The 13,509-nt window shown below is 66.5% G+C and carries 11 protein-coding genes and 1 other RNA gene; 5 read left to right on the plus strand and 7 right to left on the minus strand.

Annotated elements, in window-relative coordinates; all coding sequences use genetic code 11:
• Positions 1 to 183 precede the first annotated feature (183 nt).
• Positions 184 to 1,221, plus strand: coding sequence for a dihydroorotase (gene pyrC / locus ABG80_RS14335; protein WP_058088318.1), 1,038 nt, complete (start codon positions 184 to 186; stop codon positions 1,219 to 1,221).
• A 9-nt stretch (positions 1,222 to 1,230) separates the two neighbouring features.
• On the opposite strand, the gene ABG80_RS22035 is transcribed toward pyrC, so the two are convergent.
• The gene (locus tag ABG80_RS22035) at positions 1,231 to 2,016 is read right to left on the minus strand and encodes an ion channel (RefSeq protein WP_235513871.1); all 786 of its coding nucleotides are present in this window, start codon (positions 2,014 to 2,016) and stop codon (positions 1,231 to 1,233) included.
• A gap of 54 nt (positions 2,017 to 2,070) precedes the next feature.
• Positions 2,071 to 2,985 carry a cysteine synthase A gene (gene cysK / locus ABG80_RS14345; RefSeq protein ID WP_058088319.1) on the minus strand — a complete coding sequence of 305 codons (915 nt, stop codon included), beginning with the start codon at positions 2,983 to 2,985 and terminating at the stop codon, positions 2,071 to 2,073.
• 170 nt (positions 2,986 to 3,155) lie between these two features.
• Here cysK and dsbD point away from each other — a divergent pair, with 170 nt between their 5' ends.
• From dsbD to ABG80_RS14360, 4 genes are all read left to right on the plus strand, one after another.
• Positions 3,156 to 4,820: a protein-disulfide reductase DsbD gene (gene dsbD / locus ABG80_RS14350; protein ID WP_083506125.1), complete on the plus strand. Its 1,665-nt coding sequence runs from the start codon at positions 3,156 to 3,158 to the stop codon at positions 4,818 to 4,820.
• A 3-nt stretch (positions 4,821 to 4,823) separates the two neighbouring features.
• Positions 4,824 to 6,023, plus strand: coding sequence for a multidrug effflux MFS transporter (locus tag ABG80_RS14355; RefSeq protein ID WP_058088321.1), 1,200 nt, complete (start codon positions 4,824 to 4,826; stop codon positions 6,021 to 6,023).
• A 9-nt stretch (positions 6,024 to 6,032) separates the two neighbouring features.
• An RNA gene (gene rnpB, locus ABG80_RS16225) (RNase P RNA component class A) lies at positions 6,033 to 6,470 on the plus strand.
• A gap of 119 nt (positions 6,471 to 6,589) precedes the next feature.
• Positions 6,590 to 7,747 (plus strand): carbonic anhydrase family protein, encoded by a 1,158-nt coding sequence (locus ABG80_RS14360; RefSeq protein WP_058088322.1) that lies wholly within the window; start codon positions 6,590 to 6,592, stop codon positions 7,745 to 7,747.
• A gap of 69 nt (positions 7,748 to 7,816) precedes the next feature.
• Here ABG80_RS14360 and ABG80_RS14365 read toward each other — a convergent pair whose 3' ends face one another.
• From ABG80_RS14365 to metH, 5 genes are all read right to left on the minus strand, one after another.
• Positions 7,817 to 8,383 carry a PEP-CTERM sorting domain-containing protein gene (locus tag ABG80_RS14365; RefSeq protein WP_058088323.1) on the minus strand — a complete coding sequence of 189 codons (567 nt, stop codon included), beginning with the start codon at positions 8,381 to 8,383 and terminating at the stop codon, positions 7,817 to 7,819.
• Between the two features lie 115 nt (positions 8,384 to 8,498).
• Positions 8,499 to 9,053, minus strand: a complete 555-nt coding sequence (ruvC, locus tag ABG80_RS14370; RefSeq protein WP_058088324.1) for a crossover junction endodeoxyribonuclease RuvC — start codon at positions 9,051 to 9,053, stop codon at positions 8,499 to 8,501.
• Between the two features lie 60 nt (positions 9,054 to 9,113).
• Positions 9,114 to 10,004: an alpha/beta hydrolase family protein gene (locus ABG80_RS14375; protein ID WP_058088325.1), complete on the minus strand. Its 891-nt coding sequence runs from the start codon at positions 10,002 to 10,004 to the stop codon at positions 9,114 to 9,116.
• A gap of 1 nt (position 10,005) precedes the next feature.
• On the minus strand, positions 10,006 to 10,461 hold the full coding sequence (locus tag ABG80_RS14380) for a MarR family winged helix-turn-helix transcriptional regulator (protein WP_058088326.1): 456 nt from the start codon (positions 10,459 to 10,461) through the stop codon (positions 10,006 to 10,008).
• A gap of 121 nt (positions 10,462 to 10,582) precedes the next feature.
• Positions 10,583 to 13,336: a methionine synthase gene (gene metH / locus ABG80_RS14385; RefSeq protein WP_200964333.1), complete on the minus strand. Its 2,754-nt coding sequence runs from the start codon at positions 13,334 to 13,336 to the stop codon at positions 10,583 to 10,585.
• Positions 13,337 to 13,509 lie beyond the last annotated feature (173 nt).

The raw sequence follows: 13,509 nt of genomic DNA on the forward strand, positions 1-13,509 counted from the left end.
GACGGACCTAGGGGGGCCGAATGGGGGAGGTTTGGCGCGTTGGGTCTTTTCTGGGATTGAGGCCGTGTCCACGACGGGCCATCGCCAGGCACCTCGCTTGCGGCGAAAATCGGGGATTCCTGGCCTCTGGCACCCAACGTGTCAGCGCCCTTGCTTTTTGGCTCCCCCTTGTTCCCCACGACCATGACGAACCTCGCCCAGCTCACCCTGACCCGCCCCGACGACTGGCACCTGCACCTGCGCGATGGCGCCGCCATGGCCTCGGTGGTGCCCGCCACCGCCAAACAGTTCGGCCGGGCCATCGTCATGCCCAACCTGCGCCCGCCCGTGACCACCGCCGAGCAGGCCGTGGCCTACCGCGACCGCATCCGCGCGGCCGTGCCCGCCGGCGTGAAGTTCGAGCCGTTGATGGTCCTGTACCTGACCGACAACACGCCCGTGGACGAGGTCAAGCGAGCCAAGGATGCGGGTGTGGTGGCGTTCAAGCTCTACCCTGCAGGCGCCACCACCAACAGCGATGCCGGCGTGACCGACCTGCGCAAGACGCACCAGGTGCTCGAGGCCATGCAGCGCGAGGGCCTGGTGTTCTGCGTGCACGGCGAGGTCACCGACAGCGAGGTCGATGTCTTCGACCGCGAGAAGGCCTTCATCGACGACAAGCTGATCCCACTGCGCCGCGACTTCCCCGAGCTGAAGGTGGCGTTCGAGCACATCACCACCAAGGAAGCCGCGCAGTACGTGACCGAGGCCGACCGCTTCGTGGGCGCCACCATCACCCCGCAGCATTTGCTCTACAACCGCAACGCCATCTTCATGGGCGGCGTGCGCCCGCACTACTACTGCCTGCCCATCCTCAAGCGCGAAGAGCACCGCGTGGCGCTGGTCAAGGCGGCCACCAGCGGCTCGTCCAAGTTCTTCCTGGGCACCGACAGCGCGCCGCACGCCTCGCACCTCAAGGAGCACGCCTCGGGGTGCGCGGGTTGCTACACCGCGCCTTGTGCGCTGGAGCTGTACGCCGAAGCATTCGAAGCCGCAGGTGCGCTCGACAAGTTCGAAGCCTTCGCCAGCTTCCACGGCCCCGACTACTACGGCCTGCCTCGCAACACCGACACCGTCACGCTGGTGCGCGAGGACTGGGTCGTGCCCGAAGAACTGCCCTTTGGCGAGACCGTCATCAAGCCGCTGCGGGGCGGTGAGACGCTGCGCTGGAAGATGCGCTGAGTCCTGCGGTCACTCGGAGCGATCGCTGGCAGATGCCTGGATGGAGGTGGTCGTCTCCTCGTCACCATCCCGGCCTCGTCGGTCTGCTCGCAGCTCCTGCCGCAACTTGTCGATCTCCTGCCGCAGGGACTGCATCTCGCGGTGCATGTCGCGCAGGATCTCGCGCTCGACCTTGCGCTCCTGGGAGCCGACGAACATCGCAGCCACCGATGCCGTCACCAGCGACAGCAGGCCATAGCCCAGCAGCACCACGAACACGGCGAAGATCCGCGACGCGGTGGACGTGGGCACCATGTCACCGTAGCCCACGGTGGCGGCCGTGGAGAACGCCAGCCACAGCCCATCGTGCAGGGTCTTGACTCCGGGGTCGAGCCAGTAAAAGCCGATCCCGCACAGCACCAGCACGCTGGCGCCCATGGCCAGCAGGCGAGCCAGACCGGTTTCGGTGAAGTGCGGCTGGCTGATCTTGAGCAGGCGGTAGAGCATCAGCACCGCGATGACCAGCCGCCAGATCAGCGCCGGCTCCGACTCGTTGCTCTGAGGCAGCACGGCATTGGCCAGCAGGGCCGCGCCCAGGAACCAGTCCAGCTTGAGCTGCATGGGGTGCTCGCCCCAACTGCCGGAATGGGCCCGGCTCGGCTCGTGGGCACGTTGGTGCAGGCTGCGCTGCACCCGCCAGGCCGATGCCAGCAGCACCAGTCCGCTGACCAGGTACATCCACGTCGCCCACGTGGCGGGCGTGGGCATCATCGAGTCGTAGAAGGCCGGCACGCTGGCAACCAGCGCGATCAACATGGGCCAAGGCGAGTTCGCGGCGTCTGAGTGACGGTGCCTCATGCGCTGTGAGCCTCAGGCGGGCAGGTAGCCTTCGACCGACAGGTAGCGCTCGCCCGTGTCGTAGCAGAAGCCCAGCACGCGGCTGCCGGCGGGCAGCTCGGGCAGCTTCTGCGCGATGGCGGCCAGCGTGGCGCCCGACGAGATGCCGACCAGCATGCCTTCTTCGCGTGCGGCGCGGCGGCCGAACTCGCGCGCGTCTTCGGCGTCGACCTGGATCACGCCGTCGAGCAAGTCGGTGTGCAGGTTGGCCGGCACGAAGCCGGCGCCGATGCCCTGGATGGGGTGGGGCGCCGGGCTGCCGCCCGAGATCACCGGCGAGGCCTTGGGCTCGACCGCGTACACCTTGAGCTGCGGCCACTTCGCCTTGAGCACCTTGGCGCAACCCGTGAGGTGACCACCGGTGCCCACGCCGGTGATCAGCACGTCCAACCCTTCAGGGAAGTCGGCGAGGATTTCCTGCGCCGTGGTGCGCTCGTGCACCGCGATGTTGGCCGGGTTCTCGAACTGCTGCGGGATCCAGGCGCCGGGGGTTTGTGCGGCCAACTCTTGCGCGCGGGCGATCGCGCCCTTCATGCCCTTCTCGCGCGGGGTCAGGTCGAAGGTGGCGCCATAGGCCAGCATCAGGCGGCGGCGCTCGATCGACATGCTGTCGGGCATCACCAGCACCAACTTGTAGCCCTTGACCGCGGCCACCATGGCCAGGCCCACGCCGGTGTTGCCAGACGTCGGCTCGATGATGGTGCCACCCGGCTTGAGCACCCCGCTGCGCTCGGCGTCTTCGATCATGGACAGGGCGATGCGGTCCTTGATGGAGCCGCCAGGGTTCGCGCGCTCGGCCTTGATCCACACCTCTGCCGAGCCGAACAGGCGGTTCATGCGGACGTGCGGGGTCTGGCCGATGGTCTCGAGGATGTTCTGGGCTTTCATGTCTGGATTCCGGTTTGACGCAGAGGAAGATCGTCGAAATGGGCTCGAATCAGCAAGGATACGCCGCCCCGGGTCAGAATAGCCGGATGACGCTGAACAACTCCAACAAGCTTGCATGGACTGCCCGACCGCATGCTCGGGCAGACAGATCGCCAACCGCTTGGCGGTTCATGGCGATGGCCTGGTTGATGCTGTGCACCCTGGTCGCCTTGTTGCTGAGCACGCTGGCACAGGCCCAGACCTTCCTGCCGCCTGACCAGGCGTTCAGGGTCGAGGTGCAAGCCTCGGGCCCCCGGTCCGTAGAGGTGCGTTTCACGCTGGCGCGGGACGTCTACCTGTACCGAGAGCAGATGAAGGCCTCGCTGCAACCCGCAGGGGGCGTCGAGCAGCCCCTGACCTGGGACCTGCCGCCTGGCGAGACCAAGTACGACCCGACGTTCGACAAGGAGCTCGAGGTCTACCACGCTGACGTGGCCGGCGGCTTGAGCCTGCCTGCCGGGATCCAGGGCGAGGCCGTGCTGACCATCGGCTACCAAGGCTGTGCCGATGCGGGCTTGTGTTACCCGCCGCAGGCGCGACGCCTGCGTGTGGTGATCGATGACGCGGGGGCCATCGCCAGCATCGAACCCCTGGCGGGCGCTGGAACCGGTCAAGCCGGTCAGGGCGGTGTGGCGCTCGGTGGGGCCTCATCCATTGGTGGCCTGGACGCCGCAGCCGGCTCCGACCGAATCCGCCAGGCCCTGGACTCGGGGCAGCTCTGGACGGTGGTGGGCGTGTTCTTCCTCGCGGGCGTGCTGCTGTCGCTGACGCCTTGTGTGCTGCCCATGGTGCCCATCCTGTCGTCGATCATCGTCGGCCAGAAGGACCGCGTCACCCGGGGGCGGGGCTTTTTGCTGGCGCTGTCCTACTCGCAAGGCATGGCCCTGGTCTACACCTGCCTGGGCGTGGCCGCAGGCCTGCTGGGGCAAGGCCTGGCCGCCTACCTGCAACACCCCTGGGTGGTGCTCGCGTTCGCGGCGCTGATGGTGCTGCTGGCGCTGTCGATGTTCGGCCTGTACGAGCTGCGCCTGCCTGTGGCCGTGCAGAGCTGGCTGGGCGAGGGCAGCAACCGCCTGCCTGGCGGTAAGTTCGTCAGCGTGTTCGCCATGGGCGTGGTCTCGGCCCTGATCGTCAGTCCCTGCGTGTCGGCGCCGCTGGCCGGGGCCCTGCTCTACATCAGCCAGACCCGCGACGTGGTGCTGGGCGCAAGCGCCTTGTACGCCATGGCCTGGGGCATGAGCCTGCCCCTGCTGCTGGTGGGCGTGTCGGCGGGCAGCCTGCTGCCGCGCGCCGGTGCCTGGATGACGGCGGTCAAGGCCCTGTTCGGCGTGCTGATGCTGGGCATGGCCGTGTACGTGGCCCAGCCCGCGTGGCCCTACCTCAAGACCCAGGTGCTGGGGCTGGAGGCCTCGGCCTCGGCGCACCGCAGCGTGCTGCCGTTCAAGCGCGTGCGTTCGGTGGCCGAGCTCGACGCAGCCCTGGCCCAGGCCCGAGCCGACGGCCGCGCCGTGATGCTCGACTTCTATGCCGACTGGTGCGTCTCATGCATCGAGATGGAGCAGGGCACCTTCACCGACGCGCTGGTTCAGTCGCGCCTCAAGGGCGTGGTGCTGCTGCAGGCCGACGTGACCCTGAACTCGGCCGACGACCGCGCTTTGATGGCGCGCTTTGGCCTCTTCGGGCCGCCCGGCATCCTGTTCTTCAACCCGCAGGGGCAGGAGCAAGCGGGCGCGCGCGTCATCGGCTATCAGAACGCCCAGGACTTCCTCAAAAGCCTGCAGAAAGCGGGGCTCTGAGCCGTGCACCCGCAAGCCGATCAGCTCTGGAAGGGGCCGCGCTGGACCATGTCCGTGTTGCTGGCGGCGCTCGGCATGCTCGGGCCCTTTGCCATCGACACCTACTTGCCGGCGTTCTCCGGCATCGCCGCCGACCTGCGCGCCACGCCGATCGAAATCCAGCAGACGCTGTCGGCCTACCTGTTTGCCTTCGCCTTCATGAGCCTGTTCCACGGCTCCTTGTCGGACAGCTTCGGGCGCCGCCCGGTGGTGCTCACGGGCATCGTGGTGTTCACCATCGCCTCGGCCGGGTGCGCGCTGTCGCAGACCATCGGCCAGCTGGTGTTCTTCCGTGCGCTGCAGGGCTTGTCGACCGGGGCGGGCATCGTGGTCTCGCGCGCCGTCATCCGCGACCTCTACCCGCCGGCTCAGGCCCAGCGCGTGATGTCGCAGGTGACGCTGTTCTTCGGGGTGGCACCGGCGGTGGCGCCCATCATCGGCGGCTTCCTGTTCGTGCACGCGAACTGGCACGCGGTGTTCTGGTTCCTCACGGGCGTGGGGGTGGTGCTGCTGGCGGCCAACGCCTGGTTGTTGCCCGAGACGCTGCACCCCTCTCAGCGCCAGCCTTTCGAGCTCAAGCACCTGATGCGCGGCTACTGGCAACTGGGTTCCAACCCGCGGTTTTTGCTGCTGGCGCTGGCCAGCGGCGTGCCTTTCAACGGCATGTTCCTGTACGTGCTGTCGGCGCCGTCTTTCCTGGGTGACATCCTGCACCTGGCGCCCACGCAGTTCTTCTGGTTCTTTGTCTGCACCATTGGCGGCATCATGGGCGGCGCGTGGATCAGCGGGCGCCTGGCCGCCAGCATCGAGCCGGCGCGGCAGATCCGCATCGGCTTCACCGTGATGCTGGTGGTCTCGGTTCTCAACTTGCTGGCCAACGTGTTCTTCACCGCGCACGTGAGCTGGGCACTCTTTCCCATCGGGCTTTACGCCCTGGGCTGGGCCATGATGACCCCGGTCGTCACGCTCATGGTGCTGGACATCGACCCGGCGCGCCGGGGCATGGCCGCATCCATGCAGGCCTTCGTGGGCAGCGCTTCCAACGGTGTCGTTGCAGGTGTGCTGGCGCCGATGGTGATGCACGGCGCCGTCAGCCTGGCGGTGGCCTCGCTGTTGCTGATGCTGGTGGGCCTGTTCGCCTGGGCCTGGCTGCAGCGGCGATAATGGCGCCGTGAAGTCAGCCAGACCGCCGCTGGTGCAAGGCCCGAAAGGGCGCACTGGAGGAAGGTCCGGACTGCACAGGACGGCGCAGGAGGTAACACCTCTCCACCGCGAGGTGAGGATCAGAGCAACAGAGACGAGTTCGGCCGGGTCCGGTCGGGGTGCTCAGCGAAGCGTCGGCGCAAGCCGACGGCCCATGCGAAAGCAGGGGCTCGCGCGAAAGCGCGAACTGAGCTGCACCTCGGGCGGGCAAAGCCCGGCCGAGGTGAAACGGGCAATCTCTGCGCGCAGCAACACCAAATAGGCACACGTTGACCTGGTTCCGGGGAGTGTGCGGGTAGGTGGCACCGAGCCGCTCTGGCGACAGGCGGCCCAGAGGAATGGCGGTCACGGCTTGGCGTCGCAAGGCGCGGGGCTGCACAGAATCCGGCCTATCGGCTGACTTCACACTTTTCATCGGCCCTGCATGCCGCGGGGCCTGCTGCGCCCTCGCGGGCGACGGCGCACGCCTGAAAGGGTCAAGTTTTTCGCATCGTGGCCGATGAGGTGGGTTGATGCGGAGACCGACCATGACCCTGCCCCCCTTCCCCTTGTTTGCAAGCTGCCTGGTTTTGGGCCTGGGCCTCGCCCTGGGGCCTGCCATGGCCTCGGATCCGCCAGCCAAGGCCGAAAGCAAAACCGACAGCAAGACCGAGGGCAAGGGTGAGATCAAGATCGACCTCAAGCCAGACCTGAGCAAGGCCAAGGTCGAGCGCCGGACCGAACCTGAACCGGAGGCCGAGCCCAAGGGCAAAGCCAAAGCGGAAGCAAAGGCCGGTCCCAAGCCTGAGCCCAAGGCAGAGCGAAAGCCGGAACAGAAGCTGGAGCCCAAGCCCGAGTCATCCGCTGAGCCCAAGCAGCCCGTCTCGATGGGTGAGTTGCGCGACATGATCGAGAGCAAGATCAGCGAGGTGCGCGCCACCCGAGGCCCAGCTCCCGTGGTTCGCGTTCAGGCCAAGGGGGGCACACGGCAGGCTGGCAAGGCCCAGGACAAGCACGCCAAGGCGGCAGGGCACGGCCATTGGTCATACCAAGGCGACACCGGCCCGCAGCACTGGCACGAGCTCAATCCGGAGTTCAAGCAGTGCGGCCTGGGCGAGCGCCAGAGCCCGATCGACATCCGCGAGGGCATCCCAGTGGAGCTCGACCCCATCCAGTTCGACTACAAGCTGTCAGCGTTCCGCGTCATCGACAACGGACACACGGTCCAGGTCAACGTCGAGCCGGGCAACCGCATCGTCGTCAATGGCCGGCGCTACGAGCTGGTGCAGTTCCACTTTCACCGCCCCAGCGAAGAGCGGCTCAACGGCCGACAGTTCGAGATGGTGGCCCACCTGGTACACAAGGACCTCGAGGGCAAGCTGGCCGTGGTGGCCGTGCTGATCGAGGAGGGAAAGGGGCACCCGATCGTCCAGCAGGTCTGGAACAACCTGCCCCTGGAAAAGCGCGTTGAACAAGCCGGTTTGCAGGGCCTGGACCTCCTGCAGCTCTTGCCGGAGGACCGCCGCTACGTGACCTACATGGGGTCGCTCACCACGCCGCCTTGCACCGAGGGCGTCTTGTGGATGGTGCTGAAAAAGCCGGTGAGCGTCTCAGCCCAGCAAATTGCCATCTTCTCGCGCCTCTACCCCATGAATGCGCGCCCCGTCCAGCCCCAGCGCGATCGGCTGATCAAGGACGGACAATGAAAAAGACCAGCCGAAGCTGGTCTTTGTTCTGGCCGCCAACACGTGGCGGCTGCGAGATCGCTTGAGCGATCAGGCCTTGCGGCTGCGACGGGCGGCAACGCCACCGACCACGGCCAAGCCGGCCAGCGCCAGGGCGAAGGATTCGGCTTCCGGCACAGGCGACAGCACGGCCGACACGTCAGGGGTGTTGCCAACCTTGGCAAAGGTACCGGTGTAGGTGCCGCCAGTGGTCACGGCGGTGACGGTTGCACCGATGAAGTCCAGGCCCGTGGCGCCGTAGGAGCCGCTGATGGCCGAGTCCGGATCCCACTTGAACTTGAAGGTGTCAAACGTGTTGAAACCGGTGAAGTTGAAGCCGAACACTGCGCCGCTGCCGAAGAACGTGGCGGTGCCGCCTGCGGGGGCGGTGATGCTCAGGGGCGAGCCGTCGATGACGATGTTGCTGGCGTCAACGGTGGTGGTGCCGGAGAAGTCGAAGGTCAGCTGCGTGATGTCGTAGCTGGAGCCGTTGAAGGCCAGGGTTTCGATGTTGAAACCATCGACACCGGGTTCGGTGATGATGATCGAGGCGAAAGCCGAAGCCTGGGCACCGAGGGCCAGGGCTGCGGCGAGGGCTGCTTTGCGGAATTGCTTCATGGTTTGTCCTGCTTGAATTGGGCGGCGGCCGGAACGAGCCACACTCACTGACACATTAGTGACTTTGTTCGCATCCGGCAACCGTGTGTCGGCTTGCTTCCCCAATTCAAGGGGGTCAATAAACGCGACCGGCCTTGATTTGGGCATGTGTGCGACGGTTCAGCTCGGTTTTTTTGGCAATTTGCGCCATCAAGCTGCCCGCGTGGGCGTGGCAGATGGCCAACCCCAGCGCGTCGGATGCGTCGTTGTTGGGCTCGCGAGGCAGCTCCAGCAGGCGCATCACCATCTGGCGAATCTGTGCCTTGGCGGCGTGACCATGTCCCACCACGGCTTTTTTCATCTGAAGCGCGGTGTATTCACTCACGTGTGGCGAGGTGCTCAGCGACAGCAGCCCGGCGATCGCGGCGCCGCGCGCCTGCCCCAGCAGCAGCGTCGACTGCGGGTTCACGTTGACGAACACGATCTCGACCGAGGCCTCCTGAGGCTCGTAGCGGGTGACCACCTCGCGCACGCCTTCGTAGATGATTTTCAGCCGCGTGGGCAGGTCACCTTGCGCGGCTTCGCGGGTCTTGATGGTGCCGCTGGCCACGTAGTGCAGGCGCGGGCCATCGGTTTCGATGACGCCAAAGCCGGTGGTCTGCAGACCGGGGTCGATGCCTAGGATGCGCATCCCCGAGAGGATACCCGGCGCCTGCGCTGCCAACGGCGTCGGCTGCGGCCGCCGGCGGTTTCAGGTTGGCTCGCGCAGGGCCTGTGCCAGCAGGGGCCACAGCGCCTGGTGCGAGCTGCGGAACCAATCGATGTGGCCAATGGACTTGAGCCCGTGTTCGCCTGGCGCGATGTGGCGCACCTGCTTGCGCGCGGCGGGGAAGGTGCGCATCAGGTCGGCCACGGTGGTGGGGGTGGCGATGTCGTCGTCGGTGGCATGGAAGACGGTGATGGGGATGCGGATGTCACCATGAAAGTCCAGCTGCGGCCTGCCTTTGACGGCGTTGGTCGCGTAACCGCCAGCCGTGCACCACTGGCCCCATTGCCGGGCAACGGCCGCTGGCAAGTCTTCGCCCAGGCCAACGGCCGCCGTTGGCGCGTAACCCTTGATGAGCGTGCCCAGCGGCACCAGGCAGCGCAGGCCCAGCCGAGCCTTGAGGCGAAAGCTCGGCTTCATGCCGCGGAACCAACCGGTCGACGCGGCCACGCCCACAAGTCGGCTGACGTGGCGGTGGTTGGGCAGCAGGCCGATCATCTGGCCGCCAGCACTGTGACCGATGAGCAGGACCTGATCGTGGCCCGTGTGGCGCACCAGCCAGTCGAGCGCGGCAACCTGGTCCTGTTGGCCCCATTCGGCCAGCGTGGCACGGCTGTCTTGGAGCTTGCCCTGCAGCGACAGGCCGATGCCACGGTAGTCAAAGACCAGCACGTCGTGGCCCTGGGCGGCCAGCCAGGTGGCAAAGCGCAGGTAGAAGTGTTGCTTCACGCCCGTGGCTGGGCACAGCAGAACCGGGGCGTGCGTGGCCGCCTGCACACCTGCGTGCGCGGGCAGGAAGTGGCCCTTGAGCAGGGTGCCGTCCTGGCAGGTGATGTCGATGGCCTGCATCGCATCCGTCGGGGTGTGGGTGGACATCTCAGGTTTCCGGTTGATCGATTTGGTCGAGTCGCTGAACGTGGGTGAGCCAGCGAGCGACCGTCTGCAGTTCGGCCTCGGTGAAGCCTTGCGCGAGGCGTGCATTGATGCGGCTGGTGGCCTGCCGGAGCAAGGGCATGAGCTGTTGTCCTGAGGGGCGCAGCCAGACGCGCTGCGTGCGACCGTCATCCGGGCAGGGGTGGCGGGCCACCCAGTCGAGCGCTTCCATGCGCTGGATGAGGCCTGACACCGCCGAGGGCGCGAGATCGAGCGCCTGAGCGAGTTCGCCCATGGTGGCGCCATCGGCCTTGGCCAGGGCGAAGAGCACACCACTTTGCGTTGGCGTGGGGGCTTGCCGATCCGGGTGGCTCGCGGCCTCGGTTTGCTGGGCCATCCACTGCTGCAAGTGGCGCTGGGCGCTGTTGAGCAGGAAGATCAGGCGTGGTTTGTTTTGCATGCGAAACAGTTTACCGCATTTGCTTCGTGTGTGAAATAAATGATGGCCAGGTTTCAGCGCATGGCAGGCGCAAAAAAAGCGCTCCATCGGGAGCGCTTCCAGGGGCCGAGCTGATCAGGCGTCAGAGCAAAGGCGCCAGCGCCCGTTCGGCATCGGTGAGGCTCAAGCCGGTGCGCTGCGCCCAGTCTTCCAACTGGTCGCCCGCGATCTTGCCCACGTTGAAGTAGGCCGCCTGCGGGTGCGCCAGGTAGAAGCCGCTCACGCTGGCCGCCGGCATCATCGCCAGGCTCTCGGTCAGGTGCATGTGGATGTCGTGGGCCTCCAGCACCTTGAACATGTCGCGCTTGACGGTGTGGTCGGGGCAGGCCGGGTAGCCCGGTGCCGGGCGGATGCCACGGTACTGCTCCTTGATGAGTTGGGCGTTGTCGAGTGATTCGGCCTCGGCGTAGCCCCAGAACTCCTTGCGCACGCGCTCGTGCATGCGTTCGGCGAAGGCCTCGGCCAGGCGGTCGGCCAGGGCCTTGAGCATGATGGCCGAGTAGTCGTCATGGTGGGCCATGAACTCGGCTTCCTTCTTCTCGATGTTCAGGCCCGCGGTCACGGCAAACATGCCGACGTAGTCCTTCTTGCCGCCCGCATCGGGGCGCGGGGCCACGAAGTCGGCCAGCGAGCGGTTGGGGCGCTTGGCCCCATCGACCACCGGGCGCTCGGTCTGCATGCGCAGCGGGTGCCAGCGCAGCAGTTCGCTCGTGCGCGATTCATCGGCATAAAGCACGATGGCGTCGTCGTCCACCGTGTTGGCCGGGTACAGGCCGATCACGCCGTTGGCCACCAGCCAGCGGCCTTCGACGATCTTCTTGAGCATGGCCTGGGCGTCGGCGTAGACCTTCTTGGCCTCCTCTCCCACCACGGCATCGTCCAGGATGGCGGGGAAGGCGCCGTGCAGGTCCCAGGTCTGGAAGAACGGCGCCCAGTCGATGTAGGCGGCCAGCTCACCCAGGTCGTAGTTCTTGAACACGCGCCGGCCGATGAACTTGGGCGCATCGGGCGGGTGGCTGTCGAAGTCGACCACGGCCTTGTTGGCGCGTGCTTCGGCCAGCGTCACCATCGGCGTGGCCTTCTTGTTGGCGTGCAGCTGGCGCACCTTCTCGTAGTCGGCGTTGAGCTCGGCGATGTAGGCGGCTTGGCGCTCCGTGCTCAGCAGCTCCGAGCACACGCCCACGGCGCGCGAGGCATCGGGCACGTAGACCACCGGGCCGCTGAAGTTCGGCGCGATCTTGACGGCGGTGTGCACGCGCGAGCAGGTGGCGCCGCCAATCAGCAGCGGCGTCTGGCGGCTGCGGAAGTACTCGTCGCGCTCCATCTCGGCGGCCACGTACTGCATCTCTTCCAGCGAAGGCGTGATCAGGCCCGACAGGCCGATGATGTCCGCACCTTCTTCCTTGGCCTTGTCGAGGATGTCCTTGCACGGGACCATCACGCCCATGTTGACCACCTCGAAGTTGTTGCACTGCAGGACCACGGTGACGATGTTCTTGCCGATGTCGTGCACGTCGCCCTTGACGGTGGCGATCACGATCTTGCCCTTGCTGCGCACGTCGCCGCCGGCCAGCTCCAGCAGGCGCTTTTCTTCTTCGATGTAGGGCAGCAGGTGGGCCACGGCCTGTTTCATCACGCGGGCGCTCTTGACCACCTGCGGCAGGAACATCTTGCCCGCGCCGAACAGGTCGCCCACGGTGTTCATGCCGGCCATCAGCGGGCCTTCGATCACGTGCAGCGGGCGCCCGCCTCCAGCCTTGATCTTCTGCCAGCACTCTTCGGTGTCGGCGGTGATGAAGTCGGTGATGCCGTGCACCAGGGCGTGGCTCAGGCGCGCTTCCACCGTGGCGGGCTGCTCGGCCGTGCCGCGCCAGGCCAGCTTGGCGCTGTCGTCCTTGGCGGTGCCCTTGACCTGCTCGGCGATCGCCAGCAGGCGCTCGGTCGGCGTCAGGCTGGTGTCTTCACCTTCTTTGTAGGCGGGCTTGCGGTTGAGCACCACGTCTTCGACCAGCTCGCGCAAGTGCGGATCGAGGTTGTCGTACACGCCGACCATGCCGGCGTTGACGATGCCCATGTCCATGCCCGCCTGGATGGCGTGGTAGAGGAACACGGTGTGGATGGCCTCGCGAACCGGCTCGTTGCCGCGGAAGCTGAACGACACGTTCGACACGCCGCCGCTGATCTTGGCGCCTGGCAGGTTCTGCTTGATCCAGCGCGTGGCCTCGATGAAATCGACCGCGTAGTTGTCGTGCTCCTCGATGCCGGTGGCCACCGCGAAGATGTTGGGGTCGAAGATGATGTCTTCCGGCGGGAAGCCGATCTCGTCGACCAGGAAGCGGTAGGCGCGCTCGCAGATCTCGATCTTGCGCGCGAAGGTGTCGGCCTGGCCCTTCTCGTCAAAAGCCATCACCACGGCGGCGGCGCCGTAGCGCTTGACCAGCTTGGCCTGGTGGCGGAAGTTGTCCTCGCCTTCTTTGAGCGAGATCGAGTTGACGATGCCCTTGCCCTGGATGCACTTGAGCCCGGCTTCGATGACTTCCCACTTGGAGGAGTCGATCATGATCGGCACGCGCGCGATCTCGGGCTCACCGGCGATCAGGTTCAAGAAGCGCACCATCGACGCCTTGGCGTCGAGCATGGCCTCGTCCATGTTGATGTCGATGACCTGGGCACCGTTTTCGACCTGCTGGCGCGCCACCGACAGCGCGTCCTCGAAGCGACCTTCGAGGATCATGCGCGCAAAGGCCTTCGAGCCCGTCACGTTGGTGCGTTCGCCGACGTTGACGAACAACGTGCCTTCGCCAATGAGCACCGGCTCCAGGCCGGACAGGCGCATGGGGGCGACGTGGTAGGCGGAGGCTGGCGTGGTGGTGGCGGGAGGCTGGGAAGGGGAGGTCATCCCGCCATTTTAGTTGGCCGGCCACCTCGTGCCGGGCTGGGGCCAAGGTGGGTGACCGACGGCCACAATAGGAAAGGGCCCGGCGCTTGTGGTGCAGGGCCCCGAGGCGC

Origin of the sequence: Aquabacterium parvum (assembly GCF_001447195.1) — a bacterium.
GTDB lineage: Bacteria > Pseudomonadota > Gammaproteobacteria > Burkholderiales > Burkholderiaceae_C > Aquabacterium > Aquabacterium parvum.

Excerpts from the sequence above, each read along its gene's own strand:
- ABG80_RS14365 (WP_058088323.1), bottom strand. The coding sequence starts at position 8,383 with ATGAAGCAATTCCGCAAAGCAGCCCTCGCCGCAGCCCTGGCCCTCGGT.
- dsbD (WP_083506125.1), top strand. The coding sequence starts at position 3,156 with ATGGCGATGGCCTGGTTGATGCTGTGCACCCTGGTCGCCTTGTTGCTG.
- ABG80_RS14360 (WP_058088322.1), top strand. The coding sequence starts at position 6,590 with ATGACCCTGCCCCCCTTCCCCTTGTTTGCAAGCTGCCTGGTTTTGGGC.
- ABG80_RS22035 (WP_235513871.1), bottom strand. The coding sequence starts at position 2,016 with ATGTTGATCGCGCTGGTTGCCAGCGTGCCGGCCTTCTACGACTCGATG.
- pyrC (WP_058088318.1), top strand. The coding sequence starts at position 184 with ATGACGAACCTCGCCCAGCTCACCCTGACCCGCCCCGACGACTGGCAC.
- cysK (WP_058088319.1), bottom strand. The coding sequence starts at position 2,985 with ATGAAAGCCCAGAACATCCTCGAGACCATCGGCCAGACCCCGCACGTC.
- metH (WP_200964333.1), bottom strand. The coding sequence starts at position 13,336 with ATGCGCCTGTCCGGCCTGGAGCCGGTGCTCATTGGCGAAGGCACGTTG.
- ABG80_RS14380 (WP_058088326.1), bottom strand. The coding sequence starts at position 10,461 with ATGCAAAACAAACCACGCCTGATCTTCCTGCTCAACAGCGCCCAGCGC.
- ABG80_RS14375 (WP_058088325.1), bottom strand. The coding sequence starts at position 10,004 with ATGTCCACCCACACCCCGACGGATGCGATGCAGGCCATCGACATCACC.
- ruvC (WP_058088324.1), bottom strand. The coding sequence starts at position 9,053 with ATGCGCATCCTAGGCATCGACCCCGGTCTGCAGACCACCGGCTTTGGC.